We start from the raw sequence: 17,562 nt of genomic DNA, 5'->3' as shown, positions 1-17,562 counted from the left end.
TGCACGATTTTCATCCTGGAACATCCTTGCCTGCCGTCAAAAATGCGAGAATGGCCAGCTCAATCAATCATCGGGGGATGCACGCATGGTACGGATTTTGACGGCAATGACGGCAGCCATGCTGTCGGCGGGCGTGGCGGCGGCGGGCGCCGAACCGGCGCAGCAGCAGATCGAGCGCGTGGTGGCGCAGATATCGCCGCAGCGCATCGAGGCGCATGTGCGCAAGCTGGTGGGCTTCCAGACGCGCCACACGATGTCCGATACCGTGTCCGACACGCGCGGCATCGGCGCGGCCAGGCGCTGGATCAAGGCCGAGCTGGAGCGTTGCGGCGCGCAGGCGGGCGGGCGCTTGCAGGTGGCGTTCGACAGCCATGTGGCGCCCGTGTCGAAACGCATTGCGCGGCCGACGGAAATCGTCAACGTGGTGGCGACCCTGCCGGGCAGCCAGCCGCAGTCGGCCGGGCGCATCTATGTCGTCAGCGGCCATTACGACTCGCGCGCCACGGACGTGATGGATGCGCAGGGCGACGCGCCGGGCGCCAACGATGACGCGTCCGGCACGGCGGCCGTGATCGAGATGGCGTGCGCGATGGCGCGCTACCAGTTCGACGCCACGCTCGTCTTCATGGCCGTGGCGGCCGAGGAGCAGGGCTTGCTCGGTTCCGGCCATTGGGCGCAGCAGGCGAAGTTGAACAAGCTCAACATCGCAGGCATGCTGAATAACGACATCATCGGCAGTTCGCGCGCCGACGATGGCACGGTCGACGGCGGCCAGGTGCGCCTGTTTGCCGAGGGCATCCCGGCCGTGAAGGAAATGAGCGACGGCGTGCGCGCCCTGGTGGCGACGGGCGGCGAAAACGATTCCATCTCGCGCCAGCTGGCGCGCCATGTGAAACAGGTGGGCGAGCGCTATGTGCCCGGCTTCAAGGTCAACGTCATCCAGCGCGCCGACCGCTACCTGCGCGGCGGCGACCACATGCCCTTCCTCGCGCAAGGCTACGCGGCGCTGCGTTTCACGGAGCCGCACGAGGATTTTTCCCATCAGCACCAGGATGTGCGCGTGGAAAATGGCGTGCAGTACGGCGACTTGCCGCAATTCGTCGATTATGACTACGTGGCGAAAGTGGCGAGGGTGAATGCGGCGGCGCTCGCCTCGCTGGCCCTGGCGCCGGCCGCACCCGCCGGCGTCCAGGTGCGCACGGCCCAGCTGGAAAACGCCACTACCCTGGTATGGCAGCCGAATACGGAACCGGACCTGGCCGGCTACCGCATCGTGTGGCGCGCCACGACGGCCGACCAGTGGCAGGGCGCGCAGGACGTGGGCAATGTCACCGAGGCCAGGGTCAAGCTGTCGAAAGACAACTATTTCTTCGGCGTCCAGGCCATCGACAAAGATGGCAACGTCAGCGTGGCAACATACCCCATGCCCTTGCGTTAGGCGCTGTCGGCTGGCAGGCGCGCCAGAAATCCGTGAATCTGGGAAACGACTGCCGCGCCTTCGCCGACGGCGGCGGCCACGCGCTTGGTCGAGCCGGCCCGCACGTCGCCGATGGCGAACACGCCCGGCACGCTCGTTTCCAGCGCGGCCCGGTCCGGCAGGTCGGGTGGATATACGGCATGGCCGTGGGCGCGGCATTCGGCGCGCGTGACGTCGAAGCCCGTGCGGATGAAGCCCTGTTCGTCGACGGCGACGGCGCAGTCGTGCAGCCAGTCCGTGTTCGGATCGGCGCCCACAAACAGGAACACGCGACGCACGGCGCAGTCGCACTCTTCGCCCGTTTGATTATTGCGCCAGCGCACCTCCGTCAAGCCATCGTCGTCGCCTTCGAGGGCGATGATTTCCGTGTGCGTGTGCAGGGTGATGTTGGGCGTGGCGGCGATGCGCTCGATCAGGTAGCTCGACATGCTGGCCGCCAGCCCTGCGCCGCGGATCACCATGTGGACCCTGGCCGCGTGCCCGGAAAGAAACACGGCCGCCTGGCCGGCCGAATTGCCGCCGCCGACCAGGATGATCTCTTCCTGCCGGCACAGCTTGGCTTCGATGGGCGAGGCCCAGTAATACACGCCCCGTCCCTCATACGTTTTCAGGTTCGCCAGCGAGGGGCGGCGGTAGCGCGCGCCGCACGACAGCACCACCGTGCGGGCGCGCACCTGCGTGCCGTCGCACAGGTTGACGCGCAGCGGCCAGGTGTCGCACAGCAAGTTGGCGGCGCTGGCCGGGGTGGCGATCTCGACGCCGAACTTTTGCGCCTGCACAAAGGCGCGCCCGGCCAGGGCGCGGCCGGAAATGCCGGTGGGAAAGCCCAGGTAATTTTCGATGCGCGCGCTGGCGCCGGCCTGGCCGCCGTACGCGCGTTGTTCCAGCGCCAGCACGGACAAGCCCTCGGAGGCCGCATACACGGCCGTGGCCAGGCCGGCGGGACCGGCGCCCACCACCAGCACGTCGAAGATCTTGTCGCCGGACAGGTCGGGCAGCATGCCCAGGCAGCGCCCCAGTTCCACATTGCCGGGATTCTTCATGATCTTGCCGTCTGGACAGACCACCAGCGGCCACTCCTGCGGCGTGGGCTGGTAGCGCTCGGCCAGCGCGGCGGCGGCCGCATCGGTGGACGGATCGAGCACCGTGTGCGGATGGCCATTGCTCGATAAAAAGCTTTGCAGGTGGAACAGATTGCCATTGCCGCGCGGCCCCACCAGCACGGGGCCGCCCGAATTCGATTCGATCAGCGCCACGCGGCGCAGGATCAGGGCGCGCACGATGCGTTCGCCCATCTCCGCCTCGGCCACGATCAGCGCGCGCAAGGATTCCGAGCTGATGTCGAGCAATTCCACGGCGCCCACGGCGCGGCCGTTGACGAGGGTGGGGCGGCCGGACAACTGCGCCACTTCGGCAATGAAGTGGCCGACGCCCACTTCGCGCAGCAGCGACGCCTGGCCCAGCACTTCGTGGCGCGTGATGCTGACGCGCCCGGACAGTATTACCAGCATGCCGAAGCTGCTGCTGCCCGCCTCGAACAGCGTCTCGCCATCGGCAAAGCGCCGCCGCGTGCCATAACGCTGCAAGCGCTGCAGTTCGAGCGCATTGAAGACGGGCGAGACCTGGTGGCTGCGGCCCTGCAAGTCGAGTGTGGTGAACTGGACGGGATCGTCCTGCGTCGTTTCGGGGATGAATTCGGGTGTGCTGCTGGCCATGGCGAGTCCGTTCGGAGGCTGAATAAGCAAATAACAAAAATAACTAACAGTGACGAGTCTAGCGCATGCGGCGCGCGCCTGCCGCAATACCCGTTGCGCACGCCCGGAAATGCCGGCGCGGCAGGCGCCGTGCGGCATCTGGCGCTGCGGCCGGACGCGGATGCTGGCCCGGCTGCCGTCGCCGATGAGCGATACGCCGTCCAGCATCTCATATTAGAATGGGTCTTTGTTGAATCTACTCAAACAGACACGATGGCTTACAAGACACTTGAAGATACGATAGGCAATACCCCGCTGGTGCAGCTGACGCGCTTGCCGGGTGCCGATGCGCTTGCGCGCAACAACGTCATCCTGGGCAAGCTGGAAGGCAATAATCCGGCTGGCTCCGTGAAGGACCGCGCCGCCATGTCCATGCTCAAGCGCGCCGAAGAGCGCGGCGTCATCAAGCCGGGCGATACCCTGATCGAGGCGACCAGCGGCAACACGGGCATCGCGCTGGCCATGGCCGCCGCCTTGCGCGGCTACAAGATGCTGCTGTTGATGCCGGATAACCTCAGCGTCGAGCGCCGCCAGAGCATGGCCGCCTACGGCGCCGACATTTTATTGACGCCGAAGACGGGCGGCATGGAATATGCGCGCGACCTGGCCGAGCAGATGCAGAAGGATGGCCGTGGCGTGATCCTCGACCAGTTCGCCAACGAAGACAATTCGCGCGCCCACTATGAAAGCACGGGGCCGGAAATCTGGCGCGACACGGAAGGCCGGGTCACGCATTTCGTCAGCGCCATGGGCACGACGGGCACCATCATGGGCGTGTCGCGCTACTTGAAAGAGCAGAATCCCGCCATCCAGATCATCGGCGCCCAGCCCGAGGAAGGTTCGCAGATTCCCGGCATCCGCAAATGGCCGGAAGCATACTTGCCGAAAATCTACGACAAGTCGCGCGTGGACCAGGTGGAATACGTGAGCCAGGGCGTGGCCGAGCGCATGGCGCGCAGCCTGGCGGCGGAAGAGGGCTTGTTTTGCGGCATCTCGGCGGCCGGCGCGTGCGAAATCGCGCTGCGCATCTCGCAAACGGTGGAAAACGCGACCATCGTGTTTGTCGTGTGCGACCGCGGCGACCGCTATCTGTCGACCGGCGTGTTTCCTGCCTAATGGCTGAAGTCATGGAACTGATGTTGGCCAGGACGGCCTGAGAACGGCTGAAAACTACCCCCTCCCCATGGCGGGGAGGGAAAACCTGCGAAACTGGCAGGATCAGCCTTGTGGCGTTTCGCCTTCTTTTGGCTTGAATTGCTTGTCGCTGATGCGGAATTTGTTGCGGCGGTCACCCATCAGGTAACGCAGGTCGCGGATGCTCAGGTCGCTGACTTCGTGCATGCGGATCAACAGCGATGCGCCGACCGGCAGGCGGTGGTGGCGGATTTTGCTGATGACTGGTGGCGCGACTTCCAGTGCGCGCGACAGGGCTGCGTCGTTTTTCAGGCGCAGGTTTTCGATCAGGGTATCGAGCAATCTGTTTGGGTTGTACTGCAGCAGATCGTCGGAGTCCGAATCGCTGTTCATATCAATGCCGACTTGGTTTGTCATGATGTTAATGTTCCTTCTGTAGTTGCACTGCAAAGTAAAAAACACTCGGAGCTCGCTCTTGCTGCGTTCATGTTCATTCTTTACTAAAAGGAACGAATTCACACACGGTACGATCCGGGATACAGTTTTTCATGATATATACACAATTGTACAGCAGGATTCAATTTCAAGCGGGAAAGCCCGAAAATCTTGCTTTGTACAAAATCGGTGTTGTCTAGTTGCAACACCTATTTATTCTTTATTATGCTCTATGATAGAACAAAAATTGTACTTTGACAAAAGTTAAGTATAAAACCATTTCTGCATTCCGTGCGGTACCCAGGCTGGCGAGCAAGGCTGGCACATGTTATCGGCCCTACCATAGACTTGTTTTCTGGCCGCTTCAACATCCCTTACGCTTTCTTACAAGTAATATTATAACTTTACACTGACTTTCGGTTAGCGTGCGCGCACTTGGCTGATGGCCCGGCCCAAGTCGATCACTGACATGGCATAAAAATAACTTCTGTTGTACTGAGTTATAGCAAAGAAGTTATTGGTTGCCAAGTGATACTCAGTTGCTTCTGAACCATTTTGCAAATCGATCAGTCCGAACAACATGTTCTGGGGCGTGGTCGAGACGGTGCTCACGCCGGCTTCCTGCAATTGCCCCAGCCGGTAGGTGGCTTGCAAGCCCTGGCCGATGAATTTTTCCCAGGCGCGGCTGGCCGACACGGTGACGGGATACGTGCTGATGGCCGGGTCATCGCGCCGCCAGCCGTGCTCGACGAGGAAATGCGCGACGCTGCCGATGGCGTCGGCCGTGGAATTGCGCAGGTCGATGTGGCTATCGCCATCGAAGTCCACCGCATATTTCATGATGCTGCTAGGCATGAACTGGGGCAGACCAATGGCGCCCGCATACGAGCCGAGCAAGGTCAAGGGATCGATGCCATCCTTGCGCGCGTACAGCAGCGCGTTTTCCAGTTCACCCTTGAAAAACTCCATGCGCGCGGCCCGGGTCGGGCTGTCCGGATAGGAAAACGCCAGGGTGGTCAGCGCGTCGAGCACGCGGAAGCGGCCCGTGTTGCGTCCGTACACGGTTTCCACGCCGATGATGCCGACGATGATCTCGGCCGGCACGCCATATTCGCGTTCGGCGCGTGCCAGCGCTTCCGCGTTCTCTTCCCAGAATTTCACGCCCGCATTGATGCGCACCGGCTCGATGAAGCGGGCCCGGTACGCTTGCCAGTTCTTCGGCTTGCCCGGCGGAGCCGGCTTCATCAGCTGCACGGTCGACTCGACATAGCGCACCTTGCCGATCAGGGTATCGAGCTCGGCGCGGTCAAAGCCATGTTTGGCGGACATGTCGTCGAGGAAGGCGCGGACTTCCTTCCAGTTGGCATAGTCGACGAATTCGCCTTCGAAGTCGAATTTCGCCGGTGCCTTCCTGGCCGCCGCCTTGGCGGGCGGCGCCTTCGCTGCGCGCACGGCACGGGCGCGGTCGGCAGCGGAAATATGGCTGTTTTCGCCAGCGTGCGCGGTGGACAGGCACAGGGGAAGGGAGAGGAGCAGGGACAGGGCGGAGGTTTTGATCGGTAACAAGGAGCGTCTCATCGGCATTGGGTTAACAGGCGGCGCAAGCTGCGCCGCGCGCGGAGTTGTTCATCTGGGTTGGCATTACCATACTTCATTGCGGCATAGATTGCCAGAAACTGTGCGATGGCGGCGTGCGCCTCGGGTGTGGCCTTGCCCGCGGCCAGCCGGGCAGCATAACCGTGCGGGCCCTCGTGCGGCGCACGGCTGTAGCCGCGCCGCGCCTGCTGGCGGCAAAACCGCGCGTACAGGGCGTCGAACGGATCGCCCTGCCGGGCCTGGCGCCACCAGACCAGTGCGCCGGCCATGGCGGACAGCAGGGCCAGCACGGCGCAAGCGAGTGCCAGCTTGGTCGCTGGCAAGTTTTTCAAGCCATCGAGCATGGCGCGCCGGCGTTGCGGCGTCGTGTCGAGCACCCAGCTGCTCCAGGCGTGCTCGGCCTGTTGCCATTGCTGGCGCCACGCGGCCACCGCGCCGTGCGCGCCGCCATCGAGCCCGGCCAGGGCGCGCCATGCCGTCAGCGGCGACGGGGCCGGCGGCAGGGCGGCATCGAGATTGCGCTGCGTGCGCAGGGGCGCGACGGCGCCGGTGGGATCGACGCGTACCCAGCCGCGGCCGGCCAGCCACACTTCGCTCCAGGCGTGGGCGTCGGACTGGCGCACGCTCAAGCTGTTGTCGGCCCCGTTGCGCAGGCCGCCCTGGTAGCCCGTGACGACGCGCGCGGGAATGCCCATGGCGCGCATCAGCACGACAAAGCTGCCCGCGTAATGTTCGCAAAAGCCCGCCTGCGTGCCAAACAGGAAGTCGTCGACGCCATGCTTGCCCAGCAGCGGCGGCTGCAGGGTGTAGCGGAAGGGCGCGCGGCGGAAGTGCTCAAGCACGGCGGCGATGGCGTCGGATGGCGCCAGCGCTTGCGTGCCATGGCCGCGCAAGGCGCGGGCCCAGGCCACGCTGCGCGGATTGCTGCCAGCGGGCAAGGCCAGCCATGGCCGCTGTTGGGCAAAAGACAAGACGGCCTGCAGCCGGTAGCGGGGCTGGGAACTGACGCGGTAACGCACGGTCGAGGTAATGGGCTGGACGGTCAGCACTTCCAGCGTGGACGACACGACGTAGGGATTGCCGGGCAGGCGTTCGATGCTGCGCGGCACGTCGAGCGCGAAGATGCGCCGCTGGCCGCTCGCCTGCAAGCTCACTTCATAATTGCTGGGTTGGCCTTCCAGCGCGATGTCGATCCGGTTGTCGCTGGCAGACGCGCGCCCCTTCGCGCCCCTGCGCGTCCAGGTGCTGCCGTCGAAGTCGCCCAGCACCACGCCGCGCCAATACAGCTGGTCTTGCGGCGGGAGCGGCGTGGAAAAGCGGGCCGTGAAGACGGCTTCGCTTGACAGGGCCAGCGAGGCGATGGCGCCTGGCTGCATGCTGTCGGACAAGCCCGTGCGCGCCTGCGCGCCTTCGGGGGCGGCACCCCACAGGGGGCCGTCGATGCGCGGCACGGCAAGAAACATCACGGCCGACAGGGGAAGGGCCAGCGCCAGCAGGCGTCCCAGCAAGCCCAGCCTTTGCACCAGGCGCGGCTGCACGGCGCCGTACTGGGCCGACAGCAGGGCGGCCAGCAGGACGATGACGGTGGCCAGCATCCAGGCGGCGCTGAGGATGCCTTGCGCATGAAAGAAGTTCGCCAGCAGCAGGAAAAAACTGAGGAAGACAAACACGAAGACGTCGCGCCGGCCATGCATTTCCAGCGATTTCAAGGCCAGCAGCAAGGCCAGCATGGCCACGCCCGCATCGCGCCCCAGCACGCTGCCATAGCTGGCGTAGACGCCGGCGATGCCGAACAGGGCCAGCGGCGCAAGCACGGCCAGCGGCGGCTGGCGCCGGCCCCGCACGGTAATGACGGCGCGCCACAGCAGGAGCGCGGCAGCGGCGGCCGACAGCCATGGGGGCAGGTGCAGCGCGTGCGGCGCCAGCACCATGGCGGCGGCCAGCAACAGCAGCACGATGTCGGCCTTCTCGCGCGGCAAGCTGTTGAACCAGCGGATCATGGTGACTCCTTGCTGGGAGGTAAGTCATGCAGGGCCAGCGCGCGCAGGCAGGCGTCGCGCTGGCTGGCGCCCAGGGCCGGCGTCAAGATCAGCGCGCCCAGGCGCAAGCCATATGGCAAGCCCGTGCGTTCCGCCTGCAGCACCCAGGCGGCCAGGCGCGACAGGCGCGCTTCCGGCGCCAGCGCGTGTAAAGCGGCGTGATCGAGCAGGATGCCGCCACGGGCTGCGCCCGTTTGCGCGTCGGCGGCTGGCTGGAATTGCTTGCTGAATAAATGCTCGCCGTCATGGCGGGCGATCTGGCGCCAGGCCAGGCGGTGCAAGGGATCGCCTGGCCGGTAGGCGCGCACGCCGGCCAGTTCCAGGGCGCCGCCGGACGAGCGTGGCTGTTGCGGCGTCTGCTTTGCCGGCTGTTCCATCCCGGCAGGCCAGGGCAGCGGGGGCGCGTCATGCTCGGGCTGCGGATACACGAGCACGCGCGCGTCGGGTTGCCAATGGCACCAGGCGATAAACAGGCCCAGCGGAAAGCTGCCCGACAGGCGCACGGAAGGCGCATCGAGCCAGCCGCGTTGCCGCGCCGCCACGACGATGCCGACGGCCGTCTCCCCGTGGGCGGCGATATCGGCCAGGCTGGGCGCCGCCGGTGAGCCGTGCATGGCCAACCGGATCGCATGGCGCGGTCGGGCGCTGCGGTTGATCAGGCGCAAGGTGAACGTGGCCTGGCCGCCCGCGAACACGGGCTTGCCCGGCGTGGCGGCCAGCGCCAGGCCAGCCAGGTTACGGCTGGCAAACAGCATGTCGGCGATGGCGCAGGCGGCCGCGAAATACGTCAGCGCATAGCCCAGGCCCAGGCGGTAATTGACGGCGGCGATCCACAGCGCCAGCAGCAGCGCGGCAAAGGCCAGCCCCGCGCGCGAGGGACGGATGTGCACGCGCTGCGCGCCCAGCCAGGGGCGCGCCGGCAGCCAGCGGATCATGCGCGGGCGCATTGCGGTCAGACGGGGGTTGCCAGCAGCAATTGCTGCAGCAGGTTGCGGCTGTCCGCGGACCCTTGCGCCGCATGCAGGCGGTGGGCGCAGACGGGTAATAATACGGCTTGCACGTCGTCGGGCGTGACGTGGTCGCGTCCTGCCAGGGCGGCCCAGGCGCGCGCCGCCTGCAGCAGGGCCAGCGCGGCGCGCGGGCTCAGGCCATCGGCAAACACGCCCGGCACGCGGGTGGCATGCACGAGGGCCAGCACATAGTCGACGACGGCAGGCGAGGCGTGGATGGCGCGCAAGCCCGCTTGGGCCTGCAGCAATTCTTCCGCGTTCATCACGGCCGGCAAGGTGTGCAGCATGGCGCGGCGGTCGGCGCCCAGCAGCAGCGCCCGTTCGGCGGCCGCATCGGGATAGCCGAGGGTGACGCACATGAGAAAACGGTCGAGCTGCGATTCGGGCAGGGGGAAGGTGCCCAGCTGGTGCGCGCAGTTTTGCGTGGCGATGACGAAAAACGGCTGCGGCAGCGCGCGCGTGACGCCGTCGAGCGTTACTTGCCGCTCTTCCATCGCTTCGAGCAAGCCCGATTGCGTCTTCGGCGTGGCGCGGTTGATCTCGTCGGCCAGCAGCACCTGCGTGAATAGTGGGCCAGGATGAAAGATGAAGCTGCCGCTGCCCCGGTCATACACGCTCATGCCGGCCACGTCGGCGGGCAGCAGGTCGCTGGTGAATTGCTGGCGCTTCCATTGCAGGCCCAGCGAGATGGCCAGCGCGTGCGCCAGGGTCGTCTTGCCCACGCCGGGCACGTCCTCGATCAGCAGGTGGCCGCCGGCCAGCACGCAGGCGAGGGTCTGGCGGATCTGCAAGTGTTTGCCGACGAGAACTTCGCCGATCTGCTGTGCGGCCTGGTGTATTTTCGAAAACATGCTATTTCTATCACAGTAAGACGGATTATTTAATTTACAATCGCTTTGGCCAGGTCAAACGGCGCCGCCCGCCGCCTGCGCGCTCGTGGTAGATTAGCGTGACAGCAAAGGCGGCAAGGGCGGCACAGACCAGCCAGTGATTTTATGCGAGAACGCGCCAGGCAGGCAGGAATGCTCTGCAGTGTTCCGGCGCGCGTTCCCGGTATGGATAGAGAGCAGAGACAGAGGTAACCAGTACAGCGCATGAGTACAGCCATATATACCCATCCCGATTGCCAGCGCCATGAAATGGGCGACTGGCATCCGGAATCGCCGGCCCGCTTGCAGGCCATCAACGATCAATTGATCCTCGCGCACATCAGTGACCTGGTCGAGCACCGCGACGGCGTGCGCGCGCAACTGTCCGATATCGAGCGCAACCACAGCGCCACGGCCATCGGCCTGGTGCGCGACAATGTGCCGCCGGAGGGTGATTACTATCCGCTCGATGGCGACACCTTGCTCAACGCGCACAGCTACGAGGCGGCGCTGGCCGCCGCCGGCTCGGCCGTGGCGGCCACGGACGCCGTCATCGATGGCGAGATCAGCAACGCCTTTTGCGCGATCCGCCCGCCCGGCCACCATGCGCGGCCCAGCGAACCCATGGGTTTTTGCCTGTTCAATAATGTCGCCATCGCCGCCAAGCATGCGCTCGACGTGCGCGGGCTCGAGCGCGTCGCCATCGTCGATTTCGACGTCCATCATGGCAATGGCACGGCCGAATCCGTGGCAAATGATCCGCGCATCCTGATGGTCAGCTTTTTCCAGCATCCGTTCTATCCATACAGCGACGTCGAGTCCTACACGGATACGCGCGTCAACGTGCCCGTGCCCGCCCGCTCGAAAGGCGACGCCGTGCGCCAGCTGGTGCTCGACCACTGGCTGCCCGCGCTGCACCGGCAGCGGCCGCAGATGATTTTTATTTCCGCCGGTTTCGATGCCCACCGCGAAGACGACGTGGGCGGCATGGGCCTGGTGGAGGCCGATTACACGTGGTTGACGCAGCAGATGATGGCCGTGGCCCATCTGTATGGCAAGGGCCGCATCGTCAGCTGTCTCGAGGGGGGCTACAATCTGTCGTCCCTGGGCCGCAGCGTGGCCGCGCACGTGAAGGCGCTGGCGGAACTGTAAGGGGGCGCTTGACTACAGCAGGCTGGGGCGGCTGCGAGAATTCGTGTGGCGGTGCGTCTGATAGTCGAGCGCGTCGCCGGCCATGAAGCGGCGCCAGGCTTGCGTGTAGACGAGTGATGATTTATCCGCATCAAAACTGTCGAGCTGCAACATGTCGCGGTGGTGCTTGATTTCATTGACCAATTGGTCATACAGCACTTGCAAGCCATAGCTGTCCGCGCTCTGGCGTTTCAGGCGCTCTTCCAGCTGCGCCACCTGCCCCTGCAACTGCCGGCATTCCTTTTTCCATTGCAACAGGCTGCCATTGCGCGGCACGCGCTTGGGCGCCGCCTTGGCCGGGCGCGCACCGCCACGTTCGCATGCCGCTGGCGCCTTGCCAGTGTGTTCCATCATCATATCGCCGAGTTCCCCATTGCTATCTCCCTGCGCGTGGCGGGAGCCAGCCTGGAAAATAATTGCTTTTCATTTAAGAGGCGATATTAGAGCATACTTTTTTGTTTCTTTCAGTAAATATAAAAATCCATGTGGAAATATTTGACCTGGCTTCCCGGGCGTGCTTTATTGGCGCTGCGTTGCCTGCAAGGGCGCTGCCGGGGCGGCTCCGGTCATGTTGCCGTCGTCGCCATAGGTCAGGGTCAGCAGGGTATTGTCGTCCCAGTTCACGTCATGCAGCGGCGGCACATAGCGCTGCCGGTCTTGCGTGACGCGGATGTCCAGCGTGCGCTCGCCCGAGCGCGCCTGCACGGCGAGCAGCTTGCGCATCACGGGAAATGGCACGTGGATCAGCGACGAGTGGCATGGCCCGCCCGCCAGGCGGAACAGGTTGCGCCGGACAAACGGCAAGTCATCCTGCTCGACGGCCCAGCGGATTTCGCATTCCAGGCGCAAGTCGCCCAGGCGGCGCACGTTCGCGGGCAGGCCTGGCGTGTGGATGTCGGCGCGCCAGCGCAAGGTGTCGCGTTTCTTGTTGCTGACCAGGTCGGCATTCGCATCGTAGGCGGTCTTGTCGCGCGACAAGGTGAAGCCGCCGTCCGCCGCCAGCGGCACGGGGATCGACAGATTGTCGGCCGACAGGTGCAGGGTCACGCCATCGAGCCTGGCCTGGGGCGTGGCGGGGATCAGCATGAAGCGCAGCGGCGCGCCCGGCGCCAGACGCTGGTGGTCGGCATACGCGTCGAGTCCCTTGAGCATGGTGCGGTAGGGACGCAGGTCGGGATCGCGTGTGCCTTGCACGTCGACAATCTGCTGCATTTCCTGCTTTGCCGGGTCGCCCGGCGCCGCCGCTGGTTCCTGGGCCATGGCGGGCAGCTGGCAGGCGTAAAGGGAGGCGAGGAGGCAAAAGCGGGAAAAGTGCATGGAATGCGTGCCAGGTTAAGCTTGCGATGTGGAAACCGTCCAGGCCGGACGGACTGCGGATCTTATCATTCAAGTAACTGCCAAATTATCACCAATTGTCTCGTTCGTGTCGCACGGCTGGCGCTGGCGGCGGAAAATGCGACGTCGTGGCGGCAACCACGTAAAATAGCGGATTGACCGAACGATTTTGAAAGCAAGAGCATGGCGATACAATGGTACCCAGGACACATGAACGCGGCGCGCAAGAAAGCGGCCGAGACCATGGAAAACACCGATCTGGTGATTGAAGTGGTGGACGCGCGCCTGCCGGCAGCCAGCTGCAATCCCATGGTGGACGAGCTGCGCCTGTTCCGCCAGCGTCCTTGCCTGAAAATCCTCAACAAGACCGACCTGGCCGATCCTGCCGCGACCGCCGCCTGGGTGGCCTATTTCAATGCCCAGGAAGGCGTGACCGCGTATGCGATGACGACCAAGAAGCCGGGCGACGTGGCGCGCATTCCGGACCTGGCCAAATCGCTGGCGCCGCACCGCGGCGTGCCGACGAAGCCGCTGCGCATCATGATCATGGGCATTCCCAACGTGGGCAAGTCGACCCTGATGAACGCGCTGCTGAAAAAGCGCGTGGCCAAGGTGGGCGACGAGCCGGCCGTGACCAAAATGCAGCAAAAGCTGTACCTGGACAAGAACACGATTCTGGTCGACACGCCTGGCATGCTGTGGCCGAAGATCGCCATCCCCAGCGACGGCCTGATGCTGGCGGCCAGCCACGCCATCGGCTCGAACGCGCTGATCGAAGAGGAAGTGGCCGTGTTCCTGGCCGAGGAATTGCTCAAGCGCTACCCGGACTTGCTGGCGGCCCGCTACGGCACCAAGGTCGATGAAGTCGACGCCATCGGCGTGGTCGAGGGCATCGCCGCCAAGCGCGGCTTCCGTATCAAGGGCGGCGACTACGATTTCGAGAAAGCGTCGCACACCTTGCTGCTCGACTACCGCAGCGGTATCCTCGGACGCATTTCGCTGGAAACGCCGGACACGCGCGCGGCCCTGCTGGCCCAGCACGCGGCCGAGATGGCGGAAAAAGCGGCCAAGGCAGCGGAGATCGCCGCCGAAAAGGCGAAGAATGCGGCGCGCGGCAAGCGCGGCACGTAAGTTACCGCTTCTCCATGCAAAAAGCGCCGCGACAGCAATGTCGCGGCGCTTTTTTCATGCGCTATCCGATTATCCGAATTTGAAACTGGTCACGGCCAGCGCGCCAAAGAAATCCTCCTCGTGGTACACGACGTGCGCCGCTTCCTGCTCGGCCGCGCCCAGCGCCACCATCAGCGGCAGCAGATGGTCTTCCTGCGGATGGGCCTGGCGCGCGGCCGGGGCCTGGTCCCAGGCCAGCAACTGTTCCAGCCTTTGCGCCGGCGGCAGGGCCATGGCCTGGCGCAGCCACGCGTCGAACTGGTGCGAAGCGGCGGCGCCGGCCTGGCCGAACTGGCGCAGGTTGTGATAACTGAGGCCGCTGCCCAGTATCAGCACGCCTTGCCGGCGCAGGCTGGCCAGCGCGCGGCCCACCTCGACGTGCGTGAGCGGATCGTAGCCGTGTTTCAGCGACAATTGCACCAGCGGCATGTCGGCTTGCGGGTAGATGGGGAACAGGGCGCTGAAGGTGCCGTGGTCGAAACCCCGTTCATGGTCGAGGCGCGCCGGATGGCCGGCAGCGTCGAGCAACTGTTTCACCTGCGCCGCCAGTTCCGGCGCACCGGGCGCCGGGTACTGGATCTGATACGTGTGCGGCGGAAAGCCCGAATAATCGTAAATCATGCCCGGCCGGGGACTGGCCGAGACGAGAAACTGCGGCCCTTCCCAGTGCGCCGTGACGACCAGCACGGCTTTCGGCCGCGCGCCGACCTGGCGCGGGATATCCTGCAAGGACGCTTCAAGCACGTCGTAGCGGCCGCCGAACTGGTCTTTCATGAACGGCCACGGGCCGCCGCCGTGCGACAGGAAGTAGGTGGGGAAGGTGTGCTCTTGCATGGCGGCTCCGAAGTGGAATGACTGATGCTATCGATGATAGTCATGCGTGGCCAGTTGATCAAGATCGCAATTATTGATATATCATTTCCATTTTGTTGATGATGGGATGGTCATGGATACCTTGCGCAGCATGCGCGTGTTTCGCGCCGTGGTGGAACTGGACAGTTTCGTGCGCGCCAGCGAGCGCCTGGACCTGTCGCCGGCCATGGTCAGCAAGCACGTGATGCACCTGGAGCGCCACCTGGACGCGCGGCTGCTGAACCGCAGCAGCCGCCACCTGAGCCTGACGGAAATCGGCAAGGTGTATTTTGAACAGTGCCGCGAGATGCTCGACAATCTCGACGAGGTGGAGGCGACGGTCGGCCGCACGACGGTGGTGCCGCGCGGCATGCTGCGCCTGAGCGCGCCCGTGTGGTTCGCCAACGCCATCTTTACGCGCACCCTGGCCGCCTACCGTGAACGCTTTCCCGAAGTCACGTTCGACATCGACCTGAGCGGCCGCGTGGTGAACCTGGTGGAAGAGGGCTTCGACCTGGCCCTGCGCGTGAGCCAGACGCCATCGCCGACCCTGATCGCGCGGCCCATCGGCAGCATCGAATTCCACCTGGTGGCCGCGCCCGCCTACCTGACGCGCGCGGGCCAGCCGCACCTGCCGCCGGACCTGGCACAGCACGCCATGATCAGCTATTCCTTGCTGGCGAACGGTAATGAGCTGGCCTTCGACGGGGCACAGGGACGCACGACGGTGAAGTTCTCTCCCGTGCTGCAATGCAATAACGAAAGCCTGCTGCACGCGGCCGCGCTGGACGGCATGGGCATCGCCCTGCTGCCATCGTGGCAGACGGATGCGGACCTGGCGGCGGGGCGGCTGGTGCGCCTCTTCGACGATTTCAGGCTGGCGGGCGGCAAGGTGTACGCCGTCTACACGAGCCGCCGCTACCTGTCCTCGAAAGTGCGCACCTTCATCGACTTCCTCGCCGAAGAAGGGCGCCTGGGAAGCTGAGGGCCGGTGGCCAGGTGTCGATGCGCCGCCGGCCGCTGTCCCCCGGCTTGCGGCGCCGCGCGCCCTGCGTATAATGATTCGCTTTTGCCATCCTTGCTGCTACCGTGCGTGCGCGCCCCGGAGCGCACCCAGCTTTCCGCCATGATGCCTGCCCCTTCCGCCCTGACCATCGCCACGCGCGCCTTGCTGTGCGCCCTGGCCATGCCGGCGTGCGCGCAGCAAGGCGCGGATGGCGGCGCGGCCGGCGTCACGCATGGCGACTTGTCCGCCGAACTGGCGCAGGGCGGCCAGCACAGCGTGCGCGGCGCCCTGTCGCGCGAGCAGGACGGCATGACGCTCGATGTGGCCATGGACGGGCTGCGCAATGGCAATTACCGCGATGGCAGCGTGTTTCACCAGCGCGGCTTCGACGGCGGCGCGGAATGGAAGGTGCGCCAGGGCCGCTTCGGCTTCAGCGCCGAGCAATTGAACCAGGACACCCGCTATCCCGCGCCCGAGGCGCCGTTCCTCGCCTTGCTGGCGGCCCGCCCGGAAGACCTGTACCGCTATGAGGTGCGGCGCGCCAGCGCCTTCGTGCAGCGCTATGTCGGCAGTTTCGAGCTGGGCGTGGAACTGTCGCAGCGGGAAAAGCGCGCCACGGCCCGCTATGCGGGCGAGGACGGCAGCAGCGAATCGACATACCACAGCCGCCGCCGGCAGTTGGCGCCCCGTCTGCGCCATTACGGCAAGGTGGGCGGCGTGGGCACGGATACCGAACTGGGCCTGGACCTGATGCAGTGGCAGCGCAGCTCGGGCCGCGCCGTGACGGGCCGCGATGGCGATGCGCAGCGCCGCCAGTACTCGCGCGCGCTGCTGCTGCGCGAGGAACTGGCCTTCGGCGGCGCATATGCCCCGCGCCTGCTGCTGGGGCTGCGGCATGAACAGTTCCAGCTCGATCCGGCCGATATGCCCGTCGGCGGCAGCGACTGGGAAAACCAGAATGCCTGGGACTTGCAGGGCAGCCTGCAACTGCGCCCGCAACTGAGCGTGTACGCCAGGGCCGCGCGCAGTTACCACATCGACGACGATGGCTACACCCGCGCCGGCTATCGCCCGCTGGCGGGCCAGCTGCGGCGCGACATGGAGCTGGGCGCCACCGTCGGCGACGCGGTGCGCAGCGCTTCCGTGCGCGTCTTCAGCGAGCGCCTGAGCAACCAGATCGTCTTCGACCAGAGCCTGGGCCAGCTGGGCTTTGCGGGCAACCTCGACCCCTCGCGCCGCGACGGCATCGCCATCGAGGCCAGCCTGGCGCTGGCGCGCGACTGGCGCCTCGACGCTCAGCTGCGCCAGGTGCATGCGCGCTATGACGATTACGCCTATGACGGCCCGGACATCGCCCTCGTGCCGAAAACCCTGGCCAGCCTGCGCCTGGCCTGGACGGGGCAGGGCGGCGCCAGTGCCGACGTGGGCGTGCAGTGGCTGCGCGCCCTGCGCTATGGCCCCGATTTCGCCGGCAGCTGCCTGGCGCAGGTGCCCGCCTTCGCCACCGTGGACGGGCGCTATGCGCGCAAGCTGGGCGCCTGGGAGCTGGAACTGGCCGGCAGCAACCTGGCCAACCGCCGCCATTACGGCGATGCGCCCGGCTGCCGCTCCAGCATTTACCTCAATGATGCGCGCCAGCTGCGCGTCTCGGCGCGCTACCATTTCTGAGGCGGGGGCGCGGCGGCGCTTAAGAG

Annotated in this window: 15 protein-coding genes; 6 read left to right on the top strand and 9 right to left on the bottom strand. The window is 65.5% G+C overall.

Annotated features, from left to right (window positions below; all coding sequences use genetic code 11):
- The first annotated feature begins 85 nt into the window (after positions 1 to 85).
- Positions 86 to 1,438, top strand: coding sequence for a M20/M25/M40 family metallo-hydrolase (locus GCN78_RS11265; RefSeq protein WP_152251785.1), 1,353 nt, complete (start codon positions 86 to 88; stop codon positions 1,436 to 1,438).
- Here the strand turns inward: GCN78_RS11265 and GCN78_RS11260 are convergent.
- Entirely contained in the window at positions 1,435 to 3,192 is a 1,758-nt protein-coding gene (locus tag GCN78_RS11260) for an FAD-dependent oxidoreductase (protein ID WP_152251784.1), read from the bottom strand. The two genes, GCN78_RS11265 and GCN78_RS11260, sit on opposite strands and share 4 nt — an antisense overlap.
- A gap of 252 nt (positions 3,193 to 3,444) precedes the next feature.
- On the opposite strand from GCN78_RS11260, the gene cysM reads away from it, so the two are divergent.
- Positions 3,445 to 4,347, top strand: coding sequence for a cysteine synthase CysM (gene cysM / locus GCN78_RS11255; RefSeq protein WP_034751785.1), 903 nt, complete (start codon positions 3,445 to 3,447; stop codon positions 4,345 to 4,347).
- Positions 4,348 to 4,449: 102 nt separating this feature from the next.
- Here cysM and GCN78_RS11250 read toward each other — a convergent pair whose 3' ends face one another.
- The 5 genes from GCN78_RS11250 to GCN78_RS11230 form a co-directional block, all read right to left on the bottom strand.
- Positions 4,450 to 4,782 (bottom strand): hypothetical protein, encoded by a 333-nt coding sequence (locus tag GCN78_RS11250; RefSeq protein WP_034751784.1) that lies wholly within the window; start codon positions 4,780 to 4,782, stop codon positions 4,450 to 4,452.
- Between the two features lie 438 nt (positions 4,783 to 5,220).
- A complete protein-coding gene (gene mltB, locus GCN78_RS11245) occupies positions 5,221 to 6,384 on the bottom strand; it encodes a lytic murein transglycosylase B (RefSeq protein WP_193316693.1) in 1,164 nt (387 codons plus the stop codon).
- The gene (locus GCN78_RS11240) at positions 6,375 to 8,396 is read right to left on the bottom strand and encodes a transglutaminase TgpA family protein (RefSeq protein WP_152251782.1); all 2,022 of its coding nucleotides are present in this window, start codon (positions 8,394 to 8,396) and stop codon (positions 6,375 to 6,377) included. The genes mltB and GCN78_RS11240 overlap by 10 nt, the downstream gene beginning before the upstream one ends.
- Positions 8,393 to 9,370 carry a DUF58 domain-containing protein gene (locus GCN78_RS11235; protein ID WP_193316692.1) on the bottom strand — a complete coding sequence of 326 codons (978 nt, stop codon included), beginning with the start codon at positions 9,368 to 9,370 and terminating at the stop codon, positions 8,393 to 8,395. Before GCN78_RS11235 ends, GCN78_RS11240 begins: the two co-directional genes overlap by 4 nt.
- A gap of 17 nt (positions 9,371 to 9,387) precedes the next feature.
- The gene (locus GCN78_RS11230; RefSeq protein ID WP_152251780.1) at positions 9,388 to 10,296 is read right to left on the bottom strand and encodes an AAA family ATPase; all 909 of its coding nucleotides are present in this window, start codon (positions 10,294 to 10,296) and stop codon (positions 9,388 to 9,390) included.
- A gap of 243 nt (positions 10,297 to 10,539) precedes the next feature.
- Between GCN78_RS11230 and GCN78_RS11225 the strand changes: the two genes are divergently transcribed.
- The gene (locus GCN78_RS11225; protein WP_152251779.1) at positions 10,540 to 11,466 is read left to right on the top strand and encodes a histone deacetylase family protein; all 927 of its coding nucleotides are present in this window, start codon (positions 10,540 to 10,542) and stop codon (positions 11,464 to 11,466) included.
- Between the two features lie 12 nt (positions 11,467 to 11,478).
- Here GCN78_RS11225 and GCN78_RS11220 read toward each other — a convergent pair whose 3' ends face one another.
- The gene (locus GCN78_RS11220; RefSeq protein ID WP_152251778.1) at positions 11,479 to 11,859 is read right to left on the bottom strand and encodes a hypothetical protein; all 381 of its coding nucleotides are present in this window, start codon (positions 11,857 to 11,859) and stop codon (positions 11,479 to 11,481) included.
- Between the two features lie 165 nt (positions 11,860 to 12,024).
- A complete protein-coding gene (locus GCN78_RS11215; RefSeq protein WP_152251777.1) occupies positions 12,025 to 12,765 on the bottom strand; it encodes a hypothetical protein in 741 nt (246 codons plus the stop codon).
- Between the two features lie 285 nt (positions 12,766 to 13,050).
- Between GCN78_RS11215 and ylqF the strand changes: the two genes are divergently transcribed.
- Entirely contained in the window at positions 13,051 to 13,971 is a 921-nt protein-coding gene (ylqF, locus tag GCN78_RS11210) for a ribosome biogenesis GTPase YlqF (RefSeq protein ID WP_413465205.1), read from the top strand.
- Positions 13,972 to 14,040: 69 nt separating this feature from the next.
- Here the strand turns inward: ylqF and GCN78_RS11205 are convergent, their stop codons facing one another.
- Positions 14,041 to 14,844, bottom strand: coding sequence for a DODA-type extradiol aromatic ring-opening family dioxygenase (locus GCN78_RS11205; protein WP_152251775.1), 804 nt, complete (start codon positions 14,842 to 14,844; stop codon positions 14,041 to 14,043).
- A gap of 112 nt (positions 14,845 to 14,956) precedes the next feature.
- On the opposite strand from GCN78_RS11205, the gene GCN78_RS11200 reads away from it, so the two are divergent.
- Both GCN78_RS11200 and GCN78_RS11195 read left to right on the top strand, forming a co-directional pair.
- Entirely contained in the window at positions 14,957 to 15,847 is an 891-nt protein-coding gene (locus GCN78_RS11200; RefSeq protein WP_152251774.1) for a LysR family transcriptional regulator, read from the top strand.
- 141 nt (positions 15,848 to 15,988) lie between these two features.
- Complete coding sequence (locus tag GCN78_RS11195) at positions 15,989 to 17,536, top strand: TonB-dependent receptor (protein ID WP_152251773.1); 1,548 nt, start codon at positions 15,989 to 15,991, stop codon at positions 17,534 to 17,536.
- Positions 17,537 to 17,562: the final 26 nt, after the last annotated feature.

The organism is Janthinobacterium rivuli (assembly GCF_009208735.1).
Classification (GTDB): Bacteria; Pseudomonadota; Gammaproteobacteria; order Burkholderiales; family Burkholderiaceae_D; genus Janthinobacterium.
Note: the sequence above shows the minus strand (reverse complement) of the source record. Positions and strands in the feature narration are given on the sequence as shown.

Coding starts and splice junctions, on each gene's coding strand:
- GCN78_RS11215 (WP_152251777.1), bottom strand. CDS start 12,765: ATGGCCCAGGAACCAGCGGCGGCGCCGGGCGACCCGGCAAAGCAGGAA.
- GCN78_RS11260 (WP_152251784.1), bottom strand. CDS start 3,192: ATGGCCAGCAGCACACCCGAATTCATCCCCGAAACGACGCAGGACGAT.
- GCN78_RS11240 (WP_152251782.1), bottom strand. CDS start 8,396: ATGATCCGCTGGTTCAACAGCTTGCCGCGCGAGAAGGCCGACATCGTG.
- GCN78_RS11230 (WP_152251780.1), bottom strand. CDS start 10,296: ATGTTTTCGAAAATACACCAGGCCGCACAGCAGATCGGCGAAGTTCTC.
- GCN78_RS11220 (WP_152251778.1), bottom strand. CDS start 11,859: ATGATGGAACACACTGGCAAGGCGCCAGCGGCATGCGAACGTGGCGGT.
- GCN78_RS11195 (WP_152251773.1), top strand. CDS start 15,989: ATGATGCCTGCCCCTTCCGCCCTGACCATCGCCACGCGCGCCTTGCTG.
- GCN78_RS11250 (WP_034751784.1), bottom strand. CDS start 4,782: ATGACAAACCAAGTCGGCATTGATATGAACAGCGATTCGGACTCCGAC.
- ylqF (WP_413465205.1), top strand. CDS start 13,051: ATGAACGCGGCGCGCAAGAAAGCGGCCGAGACCATGGAAAACACCGAT.
- GCN78_RS11225 (WP_152251779.1), top strand. CDS start 10,540: ATGAGTACAGCCATATATACCCATCCCGATTGCCAGCGCCATGAAATG.
- GCN78_RS11235 (WP_193316692.1), bottom strand. CDS start 9,370: ATGATCCGCTGGCTGCCGGCGCGCCCCTGGCTGGGCGCGCAGCGCGTG.
- cysM (WP_034751785.1), top strand. CDS start 3,445: ATGGCTTACAAGACACTTGAAGATACGATAGGCAATACCCCGCTGGTG.
- GCN78_RS11265 (WP_152251785.1), top strand. CDS start 86: ATGGTACGGATTTTGACGGCAATGACGGCAGCCATGCTGTCGGCGGGC.
- mltB (WP_193316693.1), bottom strand. CDS start 6,384: ATGCCGATGAGACGCTCCTTGTTACCGATCAAAACCTCCGCCCTGTCC.
- GCN78_RS11200 (WP_152251774.1), top strand. CDS start 14,957: ATGGATACCTTGCGCAGCATGCGCGTGTTTCGCGCCGTGGTGGAACTG.
- GCN78_RS11205 (WP_152251775.1), bottom strand. CDS start 14,844: ATGCAAGAGCACACCTTCCCCACCTACTTCCTGTCGCACGGCGGCGGC.